The sequence below is a fragment of the Flavobacterium sp. B114r genome (genome assembly GCF_056824125.1).
The window spans coordinates 1,924,249-1,947,044 of sequence record NZ_CP124858.1; the positions used below are offsets into that span (position 1 = coordinate 1,924,249).

Here is a 22,796-nt window from a genome sequence, read left to right on the forward strand (position 1 = left end):
GCCCTTTTAATGAAAAAGATAGTTTTAATTTTCATGTTTTTTACCGTTGTGTGTTCAGCGCAGCAAGATTCTCAATACACACAATATATGTACAATACCATTACGATCAATCCGGCTTATGCGGGTTCACGTGGTGCATTAAGTGTTTTTGGGTTATATCGTACACAATGGGTTGGACTTGATGGTGCGCCGGAAACCAGTACGTTCTCGGTAAATACACCTTTAAATAATAGCGATTTAGGACTTGGGGTTTCTTTAGTAAACGATAAAATTGGGCCAACAAACGAAAACACGTTATCTACGGATTTATCATATACTGTTCCAACTTCCGAGACCTTTAAACTTTCCTTCGGAATTAAAGCAACAGCGAATCTTTTTAATCTAGATGTAAATAAATTAACTTTTGAAGATCAGGGCGATCCCCAATTTCAAGATTTAAGAAATAAAATTTCACCCAACATCGGGGCAGGTGTTTACTGGCATTCAGATAAAGCTTATGTAGGATTGTCTATTCCTAATTTTATCGAAACAAACAGATATAGTAATAATGATAATGCTATTTTCAAAGATAAAATAAACTACTATTTCATGGCAGGTTATGTTTTTGATATCGATTATTACGTCAAATTCAAACCGGCAGTATTGACAAAAATGGTACAAGGAGCTCCTTTACAAGTCGATCTTTCGGGTAATTTTATGTTCAATGATAAATTTGTATTAGGACTTGCCTACCGTTGGAGTGCATCGGTAAGTGCGCTGGCAGGTTTTCAGGTATCAGATGGTTTATATATAGGGTATGGTTATGATCATGAAACAACCAAATTAAGAAAATACAATTCCGGATCGCATGAAATTTTCCTGCGTTTTGAATTTTTTAATAATTATAACAGAATTACATCTCCAAGATTCTTCTAAAAAATGATACATGAAAATCAAAAACCTGAATTATACCGCTTTATTTTTACTCTTTTTCCTTAATACAATAGCACAAACAAGTGGTATAAAGTATGCCAATGATCAATACGAGAAATACGCTTATATAGATGCAATAAAAGTTTACGAAAGTGTTGCAAATAAAGGATATAAAGATGAAAAGATGTTTCAGCGTCTTGGTAATTCCTATTATTTTAATGGCGAATTGCTAAAAGCCTTAAAATGGTACAATGAATTGTTTGCCATCAATGAGCAGCAGGATCCTGAATATTTATATAGATATGCACAATGTTTAAAATCTGACGGAAATTATGCTAAAGCAGATACGATTTTAGAAAAATTCAATCAAAAAATAACCACTGATAAAAGAGGAGTTTTATTTGAAGCCAATAAAAATTATTTAGAAGAAATAAAATCTAATTCCGGAAGATTCGAAATTGCCGATGCAGGAATTAATTCGAAACTTTCTGATTACGGAAGCACTATTTATGATAATAAATTAGTATTTACTTCTGCACGTGATACAGGCGGAATCGTAAAGAAAAACTTTAAATGGACAAACAAGTCTTTTACCAACTTATATACAGCCGAATTAGCTTCTGATGGAAGTATTGGAATTCCACAGCGTTTTCAGAAAAAAGTAAATACAAAATTTAATGAGTCAACACCTGTTTTTACAAAAGATGGGCGAACCATGTATTTTACCCGAAACAACTTTTTAGGCGGAAAAAGAGGAAGAGACAAAAATAAAGTTACTTTATTAAAATTATACAAAGCTAATTTGGTTAATGGCGAATGGAAAAACATTGAAGAACTTCCGTTCAGTAGTGATCAATATAGTGTGGCACATCCTACATTAAGCGTCGATGAAAAAACATTGTATTTTGCATCAGATATGCCGGGAACGTTAGGACAATCAGATTTGTTTAAAGTAAAAATAAATGAGGACGGAACCTTTGGGAAACCCGAAAATTTAGGTGCAACAATAAATACCGAAGGAAGAGAAACATTTCCTTTTATTTCCGGCGATAACGAACTTTATTTTGCCACTGACGGAAGACCCGGATTAGGCGGACTTGATATTTTTGTTTCTAAAATAAATAATGACGGTTCTTTCGAACAAATACAAAATGTTGGTGAACCCATAAATAGTAAACAAGACGATTTTGCTTTTATAATTGACAGTAAAAAAAGAAACGGATTTTTCTCTTCAAACAGAGATAACGGATTGGGACTTGACGATATTTACCGTTTTACCGAAAAACGAAAACTTAGTTGCGAACAAGAATTAACGGGAACAATTACAGATGTTGAAACAAACGCAATTCTTTCAGATACCAAAATAACTTTGTTAGATGAAAGTTTTAATCCTGTAGCAGAAGTTGTTTCGGACGAAAAAGGAAATTATGTTTTTGCTAATGTAAATTGTGGTAAAAATTATTTTGTCAGAACATCAAAGACTAATTATGAAAGTAAAGAAACTTCAATAACAATTAAAAAATTATCCGGAAAAACAACCTTGCCAATTCAGTTAGAAAAAAGATTTAAAACAATAACGGTAGGAACAGATTTGGCAAAAACACTAGATATTCCTATTATTTATTTCGATTTGGATAAAGCGGTTATAAAGAAAGAATCAGTCTTTCAATTAGAGAAAATCATCGAAATATTAAAACAATATCCAGACCTAAAACTCGATATTCGTTCGCATACAGATAGCCGACAAACAGCAAAATACAATCAGATTTTGTCTGATAAAAGAGCAAAGGCAACAATGAAATGGTTAGTAGACAAAGGAATTAATCCTAATAGATTAACATCGAAAGGTTACGGAGAATCACAACTTGTAAATCAATGTTCTGATGGCGTAAAATGTTCAGAAGAAGAACATCAGCAAAACAGAAGAAGTGAGTTTGTGATTACCAATTTGTAATTTTCGTATTGCAATCCTATATTTTGGCTGGACATTCATAAATATCCATCGGTTTGATTTATATTTCTGCTGGACTAAAGTCCAGCTCTACAATATACTTTGTTCCTCCGGAACTTATGCTGTATTTTAGGCTTGTTTTATAAAACACCATTCATAAATATCTATCGGCTTGATTTTTCTGCTGGACTAAAGTCCAGCTCTACAATATATTTTGTTCCTCCGGAACTTGTGCTGTATTTGGTACTTGTTTTTATAAAACACCATCCAGAAAGTTCCAAAAGAACAAAGTATATTTCAGGTTTGCTTTATAAAACACCACTCATAAAGAGCCATCGGCTCGATTTATATTGTAGGGCTGGACTTTAGTCCAGTTTACAAAAACACCCAATATTTTAATTATCCCCAACAACGATCTGGTTAATTTCATCTAACAATTCAAATTCATCCAAAGGAAACATTTCCAGCACGGTTTCTAAAATAAGCGAAACATTTATAGGAGTTTTATTTGTTTCCGAAATCTTATGTTCTTCATGATCTAATGCCAAAATACACATTTTTAGGAGATTTGTAATCACACAACCAAGCTCATAATAATGAGTTTGTGCTTTTGGAGCTTCTGATTGATTGTCATCCGATTTTGCAGTATTGAAATATAGGGCAATTAATTTTCTGAGGTTCTCTAATTTTGTAGTTTCGGTTGTTTCCATTTGTACTATTTTTTAGCAAATGTAGTCTTATTTCCGTATGCGACATATATGTCGTATGATTTTTTTCTACAGTTTAATAGATTTGATTGTGGAAAATAATAAGTACGAGTTAGAGATTGTCCGATTAGGTCTATTGATAAAAGGACTCAGAGGAAAAGAAAAAATTACACAGGAACAATTATCAAGATTATGTAATGTTGATATAAGAACTATTCAACGAATTGAAAAAGGGAAACAGAATATTACTGTTAGTTTGCTTTTTTCAATAGCGGATGCATTAAAAATAAAATCCAGTATTTTAATCAGTGAAATATTTTCAGAAAATCTATAATTTATTTTTGCGATCATTATTTTTAGCAATCTTTTAAATGGGCTGAAAGCCCAAAACCACTAGCGTAGTGCAACGCACTACGAACTAAGTAAGGGTAGATATTGCCCTGAAAGGGCAAAAGCCAATAGACAATATAAATTAAGGAAAGAATAGATTGTTTTCTTATAAAAATACCACTTAACATTATAATGAGCGCTGCTTTTGATTAGGCGTTCGTCCTAACAAGGCTTAGGGTAACAATGAATTTGCATTCATATTGCTCTGTCTTATGCTATTGCTAAGATTTTTTCAGTGCGGGTTTTGAATGGTAGTAGCGTAGTTTTATGATCATTAATTTTAGCAATCTTTTAAATGGGCTGAAAGCCTAAAATCATTAGCGTAGTGCAGCGCACTACGAACTAAATTAAGGGCAATAGCAAACAAATAACATTAATTAAAAAGAATTATATGTCACAATCACGATCAAAAGTCTATGTCCACTTGACATTTAGTACCAAAGGTCGTTATCCATTTATTGATGATAAGATACAAGAAAGGTTGTGGCAATACTTTGGTGGAATTTGTAAAGGATTAGAATGCAATCCAATTCAGATAGGAGGGTATAGAGATCATATACACATACTATGTTTGTTATCTAAAAAGATAATTCAAATGAAATTGGTAGAAGAAGTAAAAAAGCAATCTTCGAAATGGATAAAAACCATAGATAGAAATTATGCGAAATTTTATTGGCAAGATGGCTATGGTATATTTTCTGTCAATCCATCAGAAATTGAAAGAGTAGTACAATATATTAAGAATCAGGAAGAGCATCATAAAAAACGTAAATTCAAAGAAGAATTGATGGCATTTTTAAATAAATACAATGTGATCTATGATGAGCGTTTCCTTTGGGATTAAGCTTTTGCCCTTACAGGGCATAGAATAAATGAGATTTATATTCATGGCGCTTTGCACCATGCTATTTCCAAAGCTCTTTCAGAGCAGTTTATTGAATGCTTATGATTTAATCCGCATCAGAAACAATAAGAGAAAGCATTTATAAATTGATGCTTTGAATCTTCAATAGGAATCTGATTTAATGCTTTATTGAAAAAGACTATTTTCAATTTTTTACAAACCCTCATTTTATTTAGAATAAATCTTCTGACAATCAAAACCCTGCATTTTTCGTAATAACATCATAAAATTCATTCATTTCTTTGAGGTAATATTTCTGAAATATAAAATATTAGTTATTATGTTTAAAATGAATTGATTAAGTTTTAAAAAATCGATTTCGTTGTGGTGTGTATTCATTTTTTTCTAACTTTATAGATCTAAATTTTTTCAGATATGACTGTAAATCAAATACTAAACGCAAAAGGAAAAAATGTTTATTCGGTTCTTTCAACAACAACGGTTTATGAAGCCTTAAAAGTGATGGGAGAGAAAAACATAGGAGCTATTCTTGTTATTGATAATAGCGATTTAAAAGGAATATTATCTGAAAGGGATTATGCCCGAAAAATTGTTTTAAAAGACAAATCTTCAAAAGAAACTTTTGTTCATGAAATTATGGAAAGCAATGTTTTTTCGGTAAACCTTTCAAACAATATCGAGGATTGTATGGAGCTCATGAGTACCAAAAGAATCAGACATCTACCGGTTCTGGAAGATGGAATTGTAGTAGGAATAATTTCTATAAGCGATGTTGTAAAAGCGATTATAGAAATTCAAAAAGACACAATAAATCATTTAAACTCTTATATTTCACAATAAAAGAAATTAATAAAATAAGCTTGATAAAATAGTCCAAATAATAGCGGACTATTTTTTTTGGGGGTAATAAATGCTATTTTGACAAAAGAAAATAATAAAAATACCCCAATTTAAACCAAGACTTATATCTTTGTAAGCTAGAATAAAAGCTAAAATAAATGAACAAAGAGAGTAAAAGAAGAGAAGCGTTACTGTACCATTCAGAACCAACTCCAGGAAAAATTCAGGTAGTTCCAACAAAAAAATATGCAACCCAAAGAGACTTATCTTTGGCTTATTCGCCAGGAGTTGCAGAACCGTGTTTAGAAATTGCAGCAAACGTAGATGACGTTTACAAATATACAGCAAAAGGAAATTTAGTTGCCGTTATCTCAAACGGTACAGCTGTTTTAGGACTTGGGGATATTGGCCCGGAAGCTTCTAAACCAGTAATGGAAGGAAAAGGTTTATTGTTTAAAATATTCTCTGATATCGATGTTTTTGATATTGAAATTGGAACTAAGGATATTGAAGAATTTATTCAGACCGTAAAAAATATTGCTCCAACCTTTGGAGGAATTAACTTAGAAGATATCAAAGCGCCGGAATCTTTCGAAATCGAAAGAAGATTGGTAGAAGAATTAGATATCCCGGTAATGCACGATGATCAGCATGGTACGGCAATTATTTCTTCGGCAGCTTTGATCAATGCGCTTGAATTAGCAGGAAAAAAAGCAGAAGATGTAAAAGTAGTAGTTTCAGGTGCAGGATCTGCAGCAATAGCTTGTACTGATTTATATGTTTTGTTAGGCGTACAAGTTAAGAATATTTTAATGTTTAATAGTAAAGGACTTTTAACAAAAGACAATCCTTCATTATCAGAACTACAATTGAAATATGCTATAGATGGTCCTAAAATTGATTTAGCCGAAGCCGTAAAAGGTGCAGATGTTTTTATAGGATTATCATCAGGAGATATTTTGTCTGCTGAAATGTTATTGACAATGAAAGAAAACCCGATTGTTTTTGCAATGGCAAATCCAAATCCGGAAATCGATTATAATTTAGCTACAGAAACTCGTAAAGATGTTATTATGGCTACAGGGCGTTCAGATTTTCCTAATCAGGTAAATAACGTTCTTGGTTTTCCATATATTTTTAGAGGAGCATTAGACGTACGAGCTACAAAAATTAACGAAGCGATGAAAATGGCTGCCGTAAAAGCTTTGGCTATTTTGGCAAAAGAGCCAGTTCCAGAGCAGGTTAATGTTGCTTACGGAGCAATGAAACTAGGTTTTGGGCAAGAATATATTATCCCTAAACCATTCGATCCAAGATTAATTACAGTAGTAGCGCCGGCAGTTGCAAGAGCAGCAATGGAATCTGGTGTTGCAAAAAATCCTATTACAGACTGGGCAGCTTATGAAGATGCACTTCGCGAACGTATGGGTAACGATAATAAAATGGTGCGTTTGATTACGAATCGTGCAAAAATGGATCCTAAAAGAATCGTTTTTGCTGAGGCAGATCAGTTAAATGTATTAAAAGCAGCACAAATCGTTCATGAAGACGGAATTGGTTTTCCAATTTTATTAGGTAATAAAGAAGTAATTTTAGAATTAAAAGCTGAATTAGGTTTTGATGCTGATTTAGAAATTATTGATCCTAAAACAAACGAAGAAGAAGCAAGACGTAATAGATTTGCTGCTTCATACTGGGACACAAGAGAACGCAGAGGAGTTTCATTACTTGATGCACAAAAATACATGCGCGAAAGAAACTATTTCGCAGCAATGATGGTCAACGAAGGCGAAGCAGACGCTTTGGTTACAGGACATACAAGAAGTTACCCAACGGTTGTAAAACCAATGTTACAATTAATAGAGAAAGCTCCCGGAGCTTCACTTGTTGCAACAGCAAACATGATGATGACTTCTCGTGGACCAATGTTCTTGTCAGATACGGCAATTAATATCAATCCATCAGCCGAAGATCTTGTAAATATTGCGATCATGACAGCAAAAACGGCAAAAATGTTTGGTGTTGAGCCGGTTATTGCAATGGTTTCATTCTCGAACTTTGGTTCATCTACAAGTCCTAGTGCGTCAAAAGTGAGAGAAGCAGTTGCTTTCTTGCATAAAAATCACCCGGAATTAATTGTTGATGGAGAAATTCAGGCAGATTTTGCTTTAAATCAAGAAATGCTTGCAGAGAAATTTCCTTTCTCTAAATTAGCCGGAAAAAAGGTAAATACCCTGATATTCCCTAATTTAGATTCAGCTAATATTACTTATAAACTATTGAAAGAGTTGTATAAAGTAAATTCTATTGGTCCAATTATGATGGGAATGGGTAAACCGGTTCACATTTTTCAATTAGGAGCAAGTGTTGAGGAAATGGTTAATATGGCAGCAATTGCAGTAATTGACGCTCAGGCAAAAGAAAATAAAAAAAATAAACTGGCGAAATAGTATAAATCATTAAGAGGCAAATAATAATGTCGTATTTTTATTGCATTTTTGTTATATTTGGCCTTTATAAAATATACTATGATAGCACATTTGCAAGGGAAATTAGTTGAAAAAAATCCTACAGACGTCATAATTGACTGTGGAGGAGTTGGGTATCAGGTAAATATATCTTTACATACCTTTTCATTAATCCCTAATGCTGAAAATATAAAACTGTATACGCATCTTCTAATCAAGGAAGATGCGCATACTTTATTTGGTTTTGCTGAAAAATCAGAACGCGAAATATTCAGAATGTTATTATCTGTTTCAGGAATTGGAGCCAATATTGCCAGAACAATGTTATCTTCAATAGAACCCAGACAAATTATTAATGCGATTGCATCCGGAGATGTTGGTGTTATACAGTCAATTAAAGGAATTGGAAACAAAACAGCACAAAGAGTTATACTCGATTTGAAGGAAAAAGTGTTAAAGTTGTACGATTTAGATGAAGTTTCGGTAGTTCAAAACAATACAAATCGAGATGAAGCGTTATCTGCTTTGGAAGTTTTAGGTTTTGTTAGAAAAACTTCAGAAAAAGTAGTAGAAAAAATAGTAAAAGAAGATCCGGAAGCTACTGTTGAAACAATCATCAAAAAAGCGTTAAAAAGCCTATAAACTCAATTTTATATCAAGAATTGTATGCGTAAAATTTGTATTTTTTTACTGTTTTTATTTTGCGGTAATGTTTTGCGTGCGCAAGTAAATCCGACAGTTAAAGATACAACTAAGACTCAATTCTCAGTTGGTAAAGTAGAGATAGACAATCCGCCAAGTATACTTTCTGCTTACAGATATGATCCCATTACAGATCGATATATTTATACCAGTTCTGTTAATGGCTTCTCAATCAATTATCCTATTATATTAACCCCTAAAGAATACGAAGATTTAGTCCTGAAAGAATCCAGAAGAGATTACTTCAGAAAGAAATCAGACGCTATCGATGGTAAAAAAATAGGAAGCGAAGCCGCAAAAAAAGATTTATTACCTCGATATTATATTAATTCAGGTCTTTTTGAAAGTATTTTCGGGAGTAATACAATCGATGTAAAGCCCACAGGATCAGTAGAGATGGATTTGGGAGTTCGATATACCAAACAAGATAATCCTTCTTTCTCTCCAAGAAACAGGTCAAGTATGACCTTCGATTTTGATCAGCGAATCAGTATGAGTCTTATGGGAAAAGTAGGAACCAGATTAGAGGTAAATGCTAATTATGATACCCAGTCTACATTTGCTTTTCAGAATTTATTTAAACTCGCATACACCCCTTCAGAAGATGATATTATTCAAAAAGTAGAAGTTGGTAACGTCAGTATGCCATTAAATAGTACGCTTATTCGTGGTGCTCAAAGTTTGTTTGGGGTCAAGACACAACTCCAGTTTGGTAAGACAACAGTTACCGGAGTTTTCTCGGAACAGAAATCGCAAACCAAGAGTATAGTTGCAGAAGGTGGAGGAACAGTTCAAAACTTTGATTTGTATGCTTTAGACTACGATAATGACAGACACTTTTTCTTATCCCAATATTTTAGAAATAAATACGATGCTTCGTTAACTAAATATCCATTTATTGATAGCCGTGTTCAGATAACAAGAATAGAAGTTTGGGTAACCAATAAACAAAATAGAGTAAGCACAAACAATAATAATCTTAGAAATATTATTGCACTTCAGGATTTAGGTGAAGGACAAGTTACAGGTATTTCTGATAATCAGGTTGTAGTTATTAGTTCTACTGCAGGTTTTTTTAATAATCCGATCGATTCACCAACAGATAATAAAAACAATAAATACGATCCGGCTACAATTGGTCAGGCAGGAGCTTTCTTAAATTCGAACATTAGAGAAATTGTAACTGCAAAATCAGGATTTAATAATCCTAATACGAGCGAAGCCACAGATTATTCCGTACTTGAGAATGCAAGAAAATTAACGGCAAACGAATTTACTTTTAATGCACAATTAGGATATATCTCGTTGCAGCAGCGTTTAGCAAATGATGAGATTCTGGCAGTAGCTTTCGAGTATACCGTTGGGGGTAAAGTGTATCAGGTAGGAGAATTTGGTAGTGATGGAGTTGACGGTACGGTGGTTACCGGAAATAATAATGCAAATCAGGCTATTATTACACAAAGTTTAGTTTTGAAAATGCTGAAAAGTAATTTGACAAATGTTCAAAATCCGGTTTGGAACCTGATGATGAAAAACGTTTATCAAATTCCTCAGGCGTATCAGATCAAACAAGATGACTTTAGATTAAACATACTTTATACAGATCCTTCGCCAATAAATTATATTACGCCCGTTCAGGGAACTACCTTCCCCACAAACCCAACGCCGGACAATAAAGTCGATCAGACACCATTATTAAATGTGTTCAATTTAGATCGACTCAATTATAATAATGATCCGCAAACTGGCGGAGATGGTTTCTTTGATTATATTCCCGGTATAACGGTAGATGTTCAAAATGGCCGAATTATTTTTACGACCAAAGAACCTTTTGGAGAGCTTTTATTTAAAAAATTACAAAATACAGGTTCAGGCGAAAACTATGACGATGCCAATTCATACAATGCCAATCAGCAAAAATATGTTTTTAGAAACATGTATCGCAACACGCAATCCGGAGCATTGCAGGATAGTGATAAAAATAAATTCTTATTAAGAGGTAAATACAAATCATCAGGAAGCAACGGTATTCCAATTGGGGCGTTCAATGTGCCGCAGGGTTCTGTTGTGGTTATGGCTGCCGGACGAAGATTGGTAGAAGGTATCGATTATAGTGTCGATTATCAATTAGGCCGTGTTCAGATTTTAGATCCTTCGCTTCAGGCTTCGAATACGCCAATTGAAGTTTCGTTAGAAAACAACTCCATTTTTGGTCAGCAAACCCGTAGATTCATGGGTTTCAATATAGAGCATAAAATTTCAGATAATTTTGTTATTGGTGGTACTTATCTAAAAATGACAGAAAAACCATTTACTCAAAAATCGAGTTATGGACAGGAATCAGTAAACAATACAATCTTTGGTTTTAATGGAAATTACTCTACAGAAGTTCCGTTTTTTACCAGATTAGTAAATAAGTTACCTAATATTGATACAGATGTTCCGTCGAATCTTTCTATTCGAGGAGAAGTAGCATTTTTAAGACCGGATGCACCAAAAGCAAGTGATTTTGAAGGAGAAGCAACCATATATGTAGATGATTTCGAGGGATCACAATCGACAATCGATATGCGCTCTGCTTATGCTTGGAGTTTAGCTTCTACGCCATTTGTGAATTCTATAAATGACAATACTTTTAATGCAAATTCAAATACATTAGAGTATGGTTATAAACGAGCAAAATTATCCTGGTATACTATTGACCCAATATTTTATTCTTCGAAACCATCCGGAATTTCAAATGATGATTTGTCATTAAATACAACCAGAAGAATTTATAGTAGAGAGTTATATCCTAATACAGATATTGCCCAAGGACAAATTCAGGTAATCAATACACTTGATTTAACTTATTATCCATCTGATAGAGGACCATATAATAATAATCCAAATTTTGGTACGAACCCTGCAAATTCTAATTTTGGGGGAATCATGAGAGCTTTAAATTCAACAAATTTTGAGCAGGGAAATGTCGAATATATTCAGTTTTGGGTTTTAGATCCTTATGTTGGTAATTCGCAGGCACCAACGGGTAATACAGGAAAAATATATTTCAATTTAGGTGAAATTTCTGAAGATGTATTAAAAGACGGAAGAAAACAATACGAAAACGGATTAGGGCCAGGACAGATAATGGTAAATCCGCAACCACTTTGGGGAGATGTTCCGGCATCGCAATCCCTGATTTATGCTTTTGATACAAACCCGGAAAACCGTAGAAACCAAGATGTTGGTTTAGATGGTTTGCCAAGTTCAAAAGAAGGTTCGGTATATACTAATTATGCCGGAGAAAAAGATCCTGCAGCAGATGATTACATCTATTATTTAAATACCGATGGAGGAGTATTAGATCGTTATAAAAACTATAATGGTACAGAAAACAACTCAGCTGTAAGTATCGATGATCCTAATCGTGGTTCGACAACTTTGCCGGATGTAGAAGATATTAACCGTGATAATACAATGAGCACAATCAATGCTTATTATGAATATAGTATCGATGTAAAACCTGGAATGCAGGTTGGTCAAAATTTCATTACAGATATCCGCGAGGTAAGTAATGTCGAATTGCCTAATGGGGGAACAACAACAGCCAGATGGATTCAGTTTAAAATTCCGGTTTCACAACCTCAAAATACAATTGGTAATATTACAGATTTCAGATCGATTCGATTCATGCGTATGTTCATGACCGGTTTTAATAACCAAATGACAGTTCGTTTTGGAGCGCTGGATTTAGTACGAGGAGAGTGGAGAAGGTATACAGGAACGTTGGATGCAAATGATACAAATCCGGATGACGATGGTACTGAGTTTGATGTTTCGGCGGTTAATATTCAGGAAAACAGTACAAAATGTCCTGTAAATTATGTAATGCCTCCGGGAGTTCAAAGAGAACAATTGTACAACAACAATACCATCATCAATCAAAATGAGCAAGCATTAGCAGTGCGTATTGGTGGGGCAGGTTTACAGTATCAGGATTCAAGAGCAGTTTTTAAAAATGTAAGTGTTGATATGCGTCAGTACAAAAAATTAAAAATGTACCTGCACGCAGAATCTTTGCCTAACGAAAATAGTTTGCAAGATGATGAAATGATTGGTTTTATTCGTTTTGGAAATGACTTTACACAAAACTTTTATCAGGTCGAAATTCCATTAAAAGTAACCAGAACAGGAGGGTCTTGTGCAATAAGTCCTGATCAGGTCTGGATGGAAGATAATAATATCGATTTGGTTCTGGAATTATTGACCAGAATGAAAATTAAAGCCATGAGTATTGATATCAACTCTAATAAGCGAGACATTAACGGAATCTATTATCCGGACGATGATTTAAGTATAGGCGGAGGCGATGGCGATAGTAAATTAAGATTAGGTATAAAAGGAAATCCTAATTTTGGTTTAGTTCGAAATCTAATGGTTGGGGTAAAAAGCAGGGCAGATCACAAAAGCATTAAAGGAGAGGTTTGGTTCAATGAGCTTCGTTTGGCAGATTTAGAGAATAAAGGCGGAATGGCGGCAATATTGAATATTGATACCAATATGGCAGATTTTGCTACAGTTTCTGCTACCGGTAGAAAAAGTACAATTGGTTTTGGGTCTTTAGAGCAAGGCGCAAACGAGAGAGATCGTGAAGATATTCAGCAATATAATATTGTGACCAATCTTAATTTGGGTAAATTATTACCTCCAAAATGGGGAATCAACTTACCTTTTAATTATGCGATTGGTGAAGAAGTAATTACACCGGAATATGATCCTTTTAATCAGGATATCAAATTAGATCAGTTATTAAGAGAAACTACAGATCCGGCAGAAAAAGAAAATATCAGAACACGTGCTGTCGATTATACAAAACGAAGAAGTATTAACTTTATCGGAGTAAGAAAAGACAGAGCGCCCGAGCAAAAACCACACGTGTATGATGTCGAAAATTTAACATTTTCACAATCGTATAATCAGGTAGAACGACATGATTATGAGGTCGAAAGTTATCTGGATGAACAATCGAATACAGCAGTGAATTATGCCTATACTTTTCAGCCAAAAGAAATAGTTCCTTTTAAGCAGACCAAATTCATGAAAAAAAGTGATTATTGGAAGATGTTGAGTGACTTTAATTTTAATTACTTACCGTCTAATATCTCTTTTAATACTAATATTTTAAGACAAAGTAACCGTCAGCAATTTAGAGAAGTTGAAGTTCAGGGAATTGGTCTGGATCCTTTATACAGAAGAAATTTTGCATTTAATTATCAATATGGTTTCGGTTATAATTTGACAAAATCATTAAAATTAAATTACACGGCAGCATCAAATAATATCGTTCGAAACTTTTTGAATGATGATAATTCGCCAAAGCAGGATTTTAATATCTGGGATGATTATTTAGATATAGGAACGCCAAATCAACACTTACAGCAATTGGTTTTGAATTATGATATTCCAATCAATAAGATTCCTGTTTTTGGATTCGTAAAAGCATCGTATTCTTATACTGCAGATTATAGCTGGCAGCGTTCATCAACAGCATTCTCTGAGTATGTTGACCCTAGTGGTAATCAGTTCGATTTAGGAAATACCATTCAGAATGCAAATTCGAATACGCTGACTACAACTTTTAGTATGAATACGCTGTATAAATATTTAGGATTAACACCTGGTGCAAAATCAGGAGCCAAGCCTAAACCAACGGCGCCGCCTAAACCGGGAGAAAAAATTGTAAATACAGCGAAACCTGTTACAAGCAGTAGTCCGTTTTATGATGGTATGATTGGAATCTTAACCAGTGTAAAAAACATTCAGGTTAATTATACTAAAAATAGCGGAACCGTTTTACCGGGTTATACGCCAAGTGTTGGTTTCTTTGGAACATCAAGACCAACTTTAGGATTTATTTTTGGAAGTCAGGATGATGTACGTTACGAAGCGGCTAAAAGAGGATGGTTGACAGATTATCAGGATTTTAATCAAAGCTTTACCCAAGTAACTAACAAGCTTTTAAAAGTTACGGCAAATATTGACTTATTGCCTGATTTAAAGATTGATTTAGCGATGGACCGTGCGTATTCTGAAAATTCATCAGAGCAGTTTAGTGTTGTAAATGGAGAATATTTGCCTTTGTCTCCTTATACTTATGGAATGTTCTCGATTTCGACAGTTTTAATCAAAACGGCATTCTCTACCAGCAGCGCAACTGAGTCAGCGGCGTTTGATGATTTTAGAAACAATCGTTTGATTATTGCAGATCGTCTGGCAGGAGAGCATTATGGAGGAGCTGATATTCCGAGATATGGAGATGTAAATAATCCTATTCCGGCAGAAACAGATCCTAATTATAAAGTATATGTAGCGAATCAAGGATATCCAATAGGATTTACAAAAAGCAATCAGGCTGTTTTATTGCCAGCATTTTTGGCAGCTTATTCAGGAGGAAATGCTTCAAGCAGTTCGACAGATATTTTTAAAAGTTTTCCTATTCCAAACTGGAGTATAAAATACAATGGTCTGATGCGCTATAAATTTTTCAAGGATAAATTCAAGCGTTTCTCATTGCAGCATAATTACAGAGCATCCTATACGATTAATCAATTCAGGTCGAATTTTGATTTTACTGAAAAACCAAACGGGCAAGATGTAAATACCAATTTCTATAATAAGACTATTATGTCCAATGTCAATTTGGTAGAGCAGTTTAGTCCGCTTATCCGTGTAGATTTTGAATTAAAAGGTTCTTTAAGAATACTTACAGAAATCAAAAAAGACAGGGCATTATCAATGAGTTTTGATAATAATCTATTGACAGAAGTAAAAGGCATGGAGTATATAGTAGGTATGGGATATCGTTTTAAGGATGTTATTTTCTCATCAAGACTGGCAGATAGTCCAACCGGAATTATAAAAAGTGATATCAATATTAAAGCTGACTTTTCTCTTAGAAAGAATGAAACACTCGTACGTTATTTAGATTATGATAACAATCAACTGGCGGCGGGTCAGAATATATGGGCGTTAAAATTAACTGCTGATTATTCGTTTAGTAAAAACCTAACGGCTATATTCTATTACGATCATTCGTTCTCTAAAGCTGTAATTTCGACATCATTTCCTTTAACTAACATCAGGTCAGGATTTACACTTCGATATAATTTCGGAAATTAATTTTTTTAGTTTCTAAACAGGATTTCATTAGAAGATTGTTACATTTGTGGCTTAATTATTAAATTATCAATTTACAAACATAGTATTATGAGCATACCAGCAAATTTAAAGTACACAAAAGATCACGAATGGGTTAGCATCGAAGGAGATGTTGCAACTGTAGGAATTACTCATTTTGCACAAAAAGAGTTAGGAGATATCGTGTATGTTGAAGTAGAAACTTTAGATCAGACACTTGATAAAGATGAAGTTTTTGGAACAGTTGAAGCTGTAAAAACAGTATCTGATTTATTTTTGCCTTTAACAGGAGAAATTATTGCTTTTAATGAGAGCTTGGAAAGTGCACCTGAAACAGTAAATTCTGATCCTTACGGAGCTGGATGGATGATCAAAATAAAAATTGCAGATGCATCAGAAATAGATGGTTTGTTATCTGATGAAGCTTACAAACAACTTATCGGTGCCTAAACAATTATTATTACTCTGGGCCCTGATTTGCTCAGGTGTTATTACTTATTTTTGTTTAACAGATGCAAGTAATATCCCTGCTGTAAATTTTCCGAGCATAGATAAAATTGTACATTTTTGTTTTCATTTTGGATTTACAATTTCATGGATTTTGTTTTTCAAAAAAGAACTTAAAGGAAAAGCGCCTGATGATTATAAAGCTTATTTGATTTCGTTTATATTTTCTGTTTTTTTCGGAATTACAATCGAAATTTTACAAAGTGTGCTGACAACTACAAGAGCTGCTGATGTGACGGATATTTTAGCAAATGCGCTTGGAGCTTTATTTGGTGTTTTTGCAGCAATAGCTTTTAAGAAGCAAATCGATAAAATATAAAAAAATAATGACCCACTTCGGTGGGTTTTTTATTGTCTGAAAATCAAGGTTTGAAAAGTGTATTTTCTTATGTATTTAAAATGTATTTTTGTTTCAATTCTATATAATCATGAACGTTAAACAATATTTAGATTCGACCTATTTAAAAACTGCCTCGCAAGCCGGACTTTCAGAAGCAGAAAATGATATTGTAGTCAAAAATGCAATCGAAGAAGCAATTCTTGAAAGTTTTAAGCTAATCATGATCCGACCGGAACATGTAGCTTTGGCTAAAGAAATGATTTCGAATGCAAATTCGGGCGTGCTTGTTGGTACCGTAATAGATTTTCCGGAAGGCAAATCGAGTTTAGAGAATAAAATCAAAGAAGCAAATAAAGCAATCGAAGATGGTGCAGACGATTTGGATTTTGTTTGCAATTATGAAGCTTTCAAAAACGGAGATATTGCTTTAGTAAAGCAGGAAATTTTAATTGGAACCCAAATTGGTCTCGCAAACAATAAAACGGTAAAATGGATTATTGAAGTAGCGGCTCTTACTGATAAAGAAATTATCCAGCTTTCGGCATTAATAAAAAATGTTGTGATCTCAAATTTTAAAGAAGAAGATTATGCTTCTGTTTTTGTAAAATCATCGACAGGTTTTTATAAAACCGAAAATGATTTACCAAACGGAGCTACCATCCCAACCATAATAATGATGTTAGAAAATGCATCGCCATTACCGGTAAAAGCTGCAGGAGGAGTTCGCTCTTATGAAGACGCAGTTGAGATGATTCGTTTAGGCGTTAAGCGCATCGGAACGTCGGCTGCAAAAGCCATAGCAAACGGAGAAAATACTGCAAATCAATATTAAGTGTAAATCTGCGTTTGTACCTAAAAAGTGTAATAAACCTGGATTTGATAATCAATTGAATATTCCTGTCTTTGTGTACTTGTTTTAATAAGATTTTTCGAAATAATTGTGTTAAAGATTTGCAACACCTCGATTTATAAAGGTTTTATTGAAAAAAATCTAATTTTATAGGTCAGTATTCTACAATCTAATTTGTACATTTGCACCACTCAAAAAAAACATACAAACAAATACCGTATTGAACGCTACTAAACATACATTTTCACTAAAATCAATATTCAACGATTTCAAAGAGATTACAAAGGCTGGTTTAGCGATCAGTGTATTGTTTTCTTCAATTGCTGGTTACTTGTTAGGTGTAAATGCTGAAAATCCTTTTAAATGGAGTGTTTTGGCTGTTTTGATGATTGGTGGATATTGTATGGTAGGGGCTTCAAATGCCTTCAATCAGGTAATCGAAAAAGATATCGATTTATTGATGGATCGTACTAAAAATCGTCCCGTTCCTTCAGGGCGAATGTCTCCAAAAGTAGCTTTGTTAGTAGCAAGTTTGCTTACTATTATAGGTATTGCATTATTGTATACTATCAATGCTAAATCAGCAATGTTTGCGGCGATTTCAATATTTTTATACACGAGTATTTATACACCTTTAAAAACAGTAACTTCGTTGTCAGTTTTTGTAGGAGCTTTTCCGGGAGCAATTCCGTTTATGTTAGGTTGGGTTGCGGCAACAGGAGAATTTGGTATCGAAGCGGGAACACTTTTTTTAATTCAGTTTTTCTGGCAATTTCCTCATTTTTGGGCAATCGGTTGGTTTTTATATGACGATTATGCAAAAGCAGGAATCTTTATGCTGCCAACAGGAAAAAAAGACAGAAAGACTGCTTTGCAGATTATTTTATATACGGTTTGGCTTATCATAGCGTCATTATTGCCTTCTTTAGGATTTACAGGGCAATTGTTTATTACGCCAATTGCAGCGATTATTGTGTTTTTGTTAGGATTGTGGATGTTGTTTTATGCAGTGCGTTTGTACAAATTACGAACAGCAAAAGCAGCAAGAACATTGATGCTGGTAAGTGTTTCGTATATTTCGTTACTGCAAATAGTATTTATAGTAGATAAATTTTTAAGATAGTTATGGAAATGACAATGACAATGACACAAGGTGAAGAGCAATTAAGAAAAGCAAAATCGGCTAAATTGATTTTGTTATTTGCAATGGTAAGCATGACAATGATGTTTGCCGGACTTACAAGCGCATTTGTAGTGAGTAAATCCAGGGCCGATTGGTTGAAGAATTTTGAATTACCAACTGCTTTTTATTACAGTACAGCAGTAATTATTGGTTGTAGTGTTACTTTTTATCTGGCAAAAAAAGCCATTCAAAAAGACAATAGAACTGCAACAACAGCGTTTCTTTTAGGAACATTGGCTTTAGGTGTTTTGTTTATCGTTTTACAGTTTGTAGGTTTTGGACAAATTGTAAAAAGCGGTTATTATTTTACAGGAGAAGGTAGTTCAATTACTACAACTTTTCTTTATGTAGTTACCGTAACTCACTTATTACACTTGGCTGGAGGGTTGATTTCACTTTTAATTATAATTTATAATCATTTTAAACAAAAATACAATTCGACTCAAACTCTTGGTATAGAACTAGGTGCGATGTATTGGCACTTTTTGGATTTATTATGGGTATATTTATTTTTATTTTTATATTTCTTTAAATAAGAAAAAAACGTAAATTTGGGAACTTTTTAACGAATATCTTTTATGGAAGCGACAGTTACTACTGCAAACAACGAAAAAACTTGGGGAGGCGGCAATGAGCCATTAGGAGCAAGTTATGGTAAAATGATGATGTGGTTTTTTATCGTATCAGATGCCCTGACATTCTCTGGATTTCTGGCAGCTTATGGTTTTTCTAGATTTAAATTTATCGAAACCTGGCCTTTGGCTGATGAAGTGTTTACTCACTTCCCATTTATGCACGGTGTTTCGGCTCCGATGTATTATGTAGCCTTAATGACTTTTATTTTGATTTTCTCATCTGTAACAATGGTTTTAGCTGTTGATGCTGGTCATCAATTAAAGAAAACAAAGGTTGCGATCTATATGTTCTTAACAATTATTGGAGGTATGATTTTCGTTGGTTCTCAGGCATGGGAATGGAAAAACTTCATTAAAGGTGAATATGGAGCTGTTGAAACAGTAGGTGGAAGCTTATTGCAGTTTGTTGATAAGGATGGTAAAAGAGTAGCGCTTGCAGATTTTGCTGTAACACTGCCAAACCAACCGGAAGAACTTACAAGAGCAAAAGGAAAATGGTTTATGGAAAGTGCTGAAACAGTGCCAACATATTCAGTAGCTGATATTCAGGCTGGTTTTAAAGCACACCCTGAATTATTGATAAGAACAGAGCATCTTACAGCTGAAAAGAAAAAAACAGTTTTGTCAAGGGAAGAATCTGAAGCTCGTTTAAGTACAGCAAAATATGTTGTAGAAGGTGCAAACCTGACAAGAAACGAATACGGAAGTAAATTGTTTGCTGATTTCTTTTTCTTTATTACAGGATTCCACGGATTTCACGTAATTTCAGGAATTATCATTAATATCATTATTTTCTTTAATGTATTATTAGGTACTTACGAAAAAAGAAGAAGCTACGAAATGGTAGAGAAAGTTGGTTTATACTGGCACTTTGTCGATTTAGTTTGGGTATTTGTATTTACAGTTTTCTACTTAGTTTAATTTTTAAGATTTATCATTATGTCACACGATCACGAATACGTATCAAATACAAAAAGAATCTGGTTTGTTTTTGCTCTATTATCAGCAGTAACTACAGTAGAAGTTATTTTGGGTATTATTAAACCTGGATTTCTTGAATTCAATCATTTTGTAGGTTTGAATTTGTTGAACTGGATATTTTATATCTTAACAATATTCAAAGCATATTATATAGTATGGGCATTTATGCACATGGAAGGTGAAAAAAGCAGCCTTAGATGGTCAGTTGTTTCACCAGTTATTTTCCTAGTTTTATATTTATTGTTTATTCTGCTAACAGAAGGACATTATATTTATGGGGTTTTTAAAGATTCTACTATTAAATGGAATTTTTAACATGATATTAATTCGAAAAGAGGCTCCGTTTAACGGAGCTTTTTTTATTTTTGTACCTCAATAATTTCCGTTAATACAATGAAAAAAAATATAGTTCTCTTTGTACTTTTTGTTTTGCCAATTGTAGCCTATTTGTTTTTTGCTTCAGGTGTAAATAGTTTTACTAAACTTCCAACAATCACTCCTAAAATTGCCGACTTTGGTAATTGGAAATCCCTTAAAGGAGAAAAAGTAACTTTAAATAATAAAATTACTATTCTTGGTTTTTCAGGAACTGAGATTTTAAAAAACAGAGGAAATTTTTTCAATCTAAATGAGAAAATCTATCAGCGTTATAATGGTTTTACAGATTTGCAATTTGTAGTGGTTTGCCCTTTAGGAACTGAAAAAGATGCTGAGAAAATTTTAGAATCATTAGGTGCTTTTACAGATGTTTCAGGTTGGCATTTTGTTTTTGCTTCTCCGGAAGAAATCAGCGTGTTTTATGATCAATTGCATCTTAGAGAAAAATTAGATAAGAATCTTGGAACTTCGAATGTTTACATCGTTGATAAAGAAAGAAATTTAAGAGGACGAAAAGATAAAGATGAATACAAGGAAGGATACAATACTTTTCATCCGTCAGAATTAAGCAACGAAATGTTAGATGATTTTAAAATCATTTTATATGAATATCGCGCAGCTTTGAAAAAGAATCACAACGCAACAAAAGAACTTTAATCTTTATATATTATGTTTAAAAATAAATCATATATCGGAATTTCGTTTATTATTTTAATCTTCGGAATTTATGCAGTGCCTAAAATTGTAGACAGAATAAAAAATGGAGATGTCGTTAAAGGAAATCGCTTGGATAATGTTGGATTAAAAAATTCTACAGCAGATGCGAAACTAATAACAATTGGTCCGGCTCCTAAATTTGAATTGACAAATCAGGATAACATTAAAGTTTCTAATGAAACCTATAAAGGAAAAGTGTATGTTTTGGAATTTTTCTTTACAACTTGTCCGTCAATTTGTCCTAAGATGAATTTAAGCATGTTGGAGATTGAGAAAACTTTTTTTGGTAATCCAAATTTCGGTCTTGTTTCTATTACGATCGATCCTAAACATGATACTCCACAGGTTTTAAAAGATCATGCTAAATTATTGGGTGTAAAATCTTCTAACTGGAATTTTCTAACAGGCGATAAAGCTACTATTATGGATTTGTCTAACAAAGGATTTAATCTTTATGCCGGTGAAAATGATAAAGTAAGTGGTGGTTTTGAGCATTCAGGTTTATTTGCCTTAATTGATAAAGACGGAAACATACGTTGCAGAAAAGATGAATTTGGAAATCCGAATATTTATTATGACGGACTGGACAAAAAAGGAGTTAGGGATATTCAGGAAGATATTAAAATATTATTAGCAGAATAGAAATGGAAGATCATTCATTAGAAAAAAAATACAGCAAGCTTATTGTTGCGGTTTCAATTATTATTCCGGTTGTAGTAGCAATCTTATTCGGAATCAAATTAAAAGATTTTGGTATTAATGTAGAACCACTTTCGTTCTTGCCGCCAATTTATGCTACAACAAATGGTATTACAGCTATAGTTTTAGTTTGGGCAGTAATTGCTGTTAAAAATGGAAAATTAAAGCTTCACGAACGTTTAATGACTTTTGCTATTGCATTGTCAGTTGCTTTTTTAGTAATGTATGTGGCGTATCATATGACTGCAGATTCTACTAAATTTGGTGGAGAAGGCGCGATACGATATGTTTATTTCTTTATTTTAATAACACATATTTTATTATCGATTGCTATAATTCCATTAGTATTAATAACGTATGTAAGAGCACTTGCAAAACGTTTCGACAGACATAAAAAAATAGCTAAAATAACTTTTCCGCTTTGGTTGTACGTGGCGGTTACAGGTGTTGTAGTTTACTTAATGATTTCTCCTTATTATGCTTAAATTA

The 22,796-nt window shown here is 33.4% G+C and carries 19 protein-coding genes; 18 read left to right on the top strand and 1 reads right to left on the bottom strand.

Translation table 11 applies throughout. From position 1 onward, the window contains the following. The first annotated feature begins 9 nt into the window (after positions 1–9). Both QLQ94_RS08390 and QLQ94_RS08395 read left to right on the top strand, forming a co-directional pair. Complete coding sequence (locus tag QLQ94_RS08390; protein WP_271336815.1) at positions 10–915, top strand: PorP/SprF family type IX secretion system membrane protein; 906 nt, start codon at positions 10–12, stop codon at positions 913–915. A gap of 10 nt (positions 916–925) precedes the next feature. After that, positions 926–2,866: an OmpA family protein gene (locus QLQ94_RS08395; RefSeq protein WP_482499511.1), complete on the top strand. Its 1,941-nt coding sequence runs from the start codon at positions 926–928 to the stop codon at positions 2,864–2,866. 392 nt (positions 2,867–3,258) lie between these two features. Here QLQ94_RS08395 and QLQ94_RS08400 read toward each other — a convergent pair whose 3' ends face one another. After that, a complete protein-coding gene (locus QLQ94_RS08400; protein WP_482499512.1) occupies positions 3,259–3,573 on the bottom strand; it encodes a hypothetical protein in 315 nt (104 codons plus the stop codon). Between the two features lie 88 nt (positions 3,574–3,661). On the opposite strand from QLQ94_RS08400, the gene QLQ94_RS08405 reads away from it, so the two are divergent. The 16 genes from QLQ94_RS08405 to QLQ94_RS08480 all read left to right on the top strand — a co-directional run bounded on the left by QLQ94_RS08405 (position 3,662) and on the right by QLQ94_RS08480 (position 22,792). After that, complete coding sequence (locus tag QLQ94_RS08405; protein ID WP_482499513.1) at positions 3,662–3,904, top strand: helix-turn-helix domain-containing protein; 243 nt, start codon at positions 3,662–3,664, stop codon at positions 3,902–3,904. A 447-nt stretch (positions 3,905–4,351) separates the two neighbouring features. Beyond that, complete coding sequence (gene tnpA / locus QLQ94_RS08410; protein ID WP_482499514.1) at positions 4,352–4,804, top strand: IS200/IS605 family transposase; 453 nt, start codon at positions 4,352–4,354, stop codon at positions 4,802–4,804. Positions 4,805–5,239: 435 nt separating this feature from the next. Then, entirely contained in the window at positions 5,240–5,665 is a 426-nt protein-coding gene (locus QLQ94_RS08415; protein ID WP_271336812.1) for a CBS domain-containing protein, read from the top strand. Between the two features lie 158 nt (positions 5,666–5,823). After that, the gene (locus QLQ94_RS08420; protein ID WP_271336811.1) at positions 5,824–8,115 is read left to right on the top strand and encodes an NADP-dependent malic enzyme; all 2,292 of its coding nucleotides are present in this window, start codon (positions 5,824–5,826) and stop codon (positions 8,113–8,115) included. A gap of 78 nt (positions 8,116–8,193) precedes the next feature. Then, positions 8,194–8,775 carry a Holliday junction branch migration protein RuvA gene (ruvA, locus tag QLQ94_RS08425; protein WP_271336810.1) on the top strand — a complete coding sequence of 194 codons (582 nt, stop codon included), beginning with the start codon at positions 8,194–8,196 and terminating at the stop codon, positions 8,773–8,775. Between the two features lie 24 nt (positions 8,776–8,799). Next, on the top strand, positions 8,800–15,999 hold the full coding sequence (gene sov, locus QLQ94_RS08430) for a T9SS outer membrane translocon Sov/SprA (protein WP_482499515.1): 7,200 nt from the start codon (positions 8,800–8,802) through the stop codon (positions 15,997–15,999). Between the two features lie 87 nt (positions 16,000–16,086). After that, positions 16,087–16,467, top strand: a complete 381-nt coding sequence (gene gcvH / locus QLQ94_RS08435; protein WP_271336808.1) for a glycine cleavage system protein GcvH — start codon at positions 16,087–16,089, stop codon at positions 16,465–16,467. Beyond that, positions 16,460–16,843, top strand: a complete 384-nt coding sequence (locus tag QLQ94_RS08440; protein WP_271336807.1) for a VanZ family protein — start codon at positions 16,460–16,462, stop codon at positions 16,841–16,843. The genes gcvH and QLQ94_RS08440 overlap by 8 nt, the downstream gene beginning before the upstream one ends. Positions 16,844–16,952: 109 nt before the next feature. Beyond that, entirely contained in the window at positions 16,953–17,696 is a 744-nt protein-coding gene (gene deoC / locus QLQ94_RS08445; protein WP_427401921.1) for a deoxyribose-phosphate aldolase, read from the top strand. 238 nt (positions 17,697–17,934) lie between these two features. Continuing rightward, a complete protein-coding gene (cyoE, locus tag QLQ94_RS08450; RefSeq protein WP_271336805.1) occupies positions 17,935–18,837 on the top strand; it encodes a heme o synthase in 903 nt (300 codons plus the stop codon). Between the two features lie 8 nt (positions 18,838–18,845). Next, a complete protein-coding gene (locus QLQ94_RS08455; RefSeq protein WP_271336817.1) occupies positions 18,846–19,433 on the top strand; it encodes a cytochrome c oxidase subunit 3 in 588 nt (195 codons plus the stop codon). Between the two features lie 42 nt (positions 19,434–19,475). After that, the gene (locus tag QLQ94_RS08460) at positions 19,476–20,453 is read left to right on the top strand and encodes a cytochrome c oxidase subunit 3 (protein ID WP_271336804.1); all 978 of its coding nucleotides are present in this window, start codon (positions 19,476–19,478) and stop codon (positions 20,451–20,453) included. Between the two features lie 18 nt (positions 20,454–20,471). Then, positions 20,472–20,828: a cytochrome C oxidase subunit IV family protein gene (locus QLQ94_RS08465; protein ID WP_271336803.1), complete on the top strand. Its 357-nt coding sequence runs from the start codon at positions 20,472–20,474 to the stop codon at positions 20,826–20,828. 78 nt (positions 20,829–20,906) lie between these two features. Further along, positions 20,907–21,548 carry a hypothetical protein gene (locus QLQ94_RS08470; protein ID WP_271336802.1) on the top strand — a complete coding sequence of 214 codons (642 nt, stop codon included), beginning with the start codon at positions 20,907–20,909 and terminating at the stop codon, positions 21,546–21,548. 12 nt (positions 21,549–21,560) lie between these two features. Next, positions 21,561–22,250, top strand: a complete 690-nt coding sequence (locus QLQ94_RS08475) for an SCO family protein (RefSeq protein WP_271336801.1) — start codon at positions 21,561–21,563, stop codon at positions 22,248–22,250. A gap of 2 nt (positions 22,251–22,252) precedes the next feature. Beyond that, positions 22,253–22,792, top strand: coding sequence for a DUF420 domain-containing protein (locus tag QLQ94_RS08480; RefSeq protein WP_271336800.1), 540 nt, complete (start codon positions 22,253–22,255; stop codon positions 22,790–22,792). Positions 22,793–22,796 lie beyond the last annotated feature (4 nt).

Bases quoted from the DNA above. Each gene is read 5' to 3' on its own strand.
- QLQ94_RS08390 (WP_271336815.1), top strand. From the start codon at position 10: ATGAAAAAGATAGTTTTAATTTTCATGTTTTTTACCGTTGTGTGTTCA.
- QLQ94_RS08395 (WP_482499511.1), top strand. From the start codon at position 926: ATGAAAATCAAAAACCTGAATTATACCGCTTTATTTTTACTCTTTTTC.
- QLQ94_RS08400 (WP_482499512.1), bottom strand. From the start codon at position 3,573: ATGGAAACAACCGAAACTACAAAATTAGAGAACCTCAGAAAATTAATT.
- tnpA (WP_482499514.1), top strand. From the start codon at position 4,352: ATGTCACAATCACGATCAAAAGTCTATGTCCACTTGACATTTAGTACC.
- QLQ94_RS08415 (WP_271336812.1), top strand. From the start codon at position 5,240: ATGACTGTAAATCAAATACTAAACGCAAAAGGAAAAAATGTTTATTCG.
- QLQ94_RS08420 (WP_271336811.1), top strand. From the start codon at position 5,824: ATGAACAAAGAGAGTAAAAGAAGAGAAGCGTTACTGTACCATTCAGAA.
- ruvA (WP_271336810.1), top strand. From the start codon at position 8,194: ATGATAGCACATTTGCAAGGGAAATTAGTTGAAAAAAATCCTACAGAC.
- sov (WP_482499515.1), top strand. From the start codon at position 8,800: ATGCGTAAAATTTGTATTTTTTTACTGTTTTTATTTTGCGGTAATGTT.
- gcvH (WP_271336808.1), top strand. From the start codon at position 16,087: ATGAGCATACCAGCAAATTTAAAGTACACAAAAGATCACGAATGGGTT.
- deoC (WP_427401921.1), top strand. From the start codon at position 16,953: ATGAACGTTAAACAATATTTAGATTCGACCTATTTAAAAACTGCCTCG.
- QLQ94_RS08455 (WP_271336817.1), top strand. From the start codon at position 18,846: ATGACAATGACAATGACACAAGGTGAAGAGCAATTAAGAAAAGCAAAA.
- QLQ94_RS08460 (WP_271336804.1), top strand. From the start codon at position 19,476: ATGGAAGCGACAGTTACTACTGCAAACAACGAAAAAACTTGGGGAGGC.
- QLQ94_RS08465 (WP_271336803.1), top strand. From the start codon at position 20,472: ATGTCACACGATCACGAATACGTATCAAATACAAAAAGAATCTGGTTT.
- QLQ94_RS08470 (WP_271336802.1), top strand. From the start codon at position 20,907: ATGAAAAAAAATATAGTTCTCTTTGTACTTTTTGTTTTGCCAATTGTA.
- QLQ94_RS08475 (WP_271336801.1), top strand. From the start codon at position 21,561: ATGTTTAAAAATAAATCATATATCGGAATTTCGTTTATTATTTTAATC.
- QLQ94_RS08480 (WP_271336800.1), top strand. From the start codon at position 22,253: ATGGAAGATCATTCATTAGAAAAAAAATACAGCAAGCTTATTGTTGCG.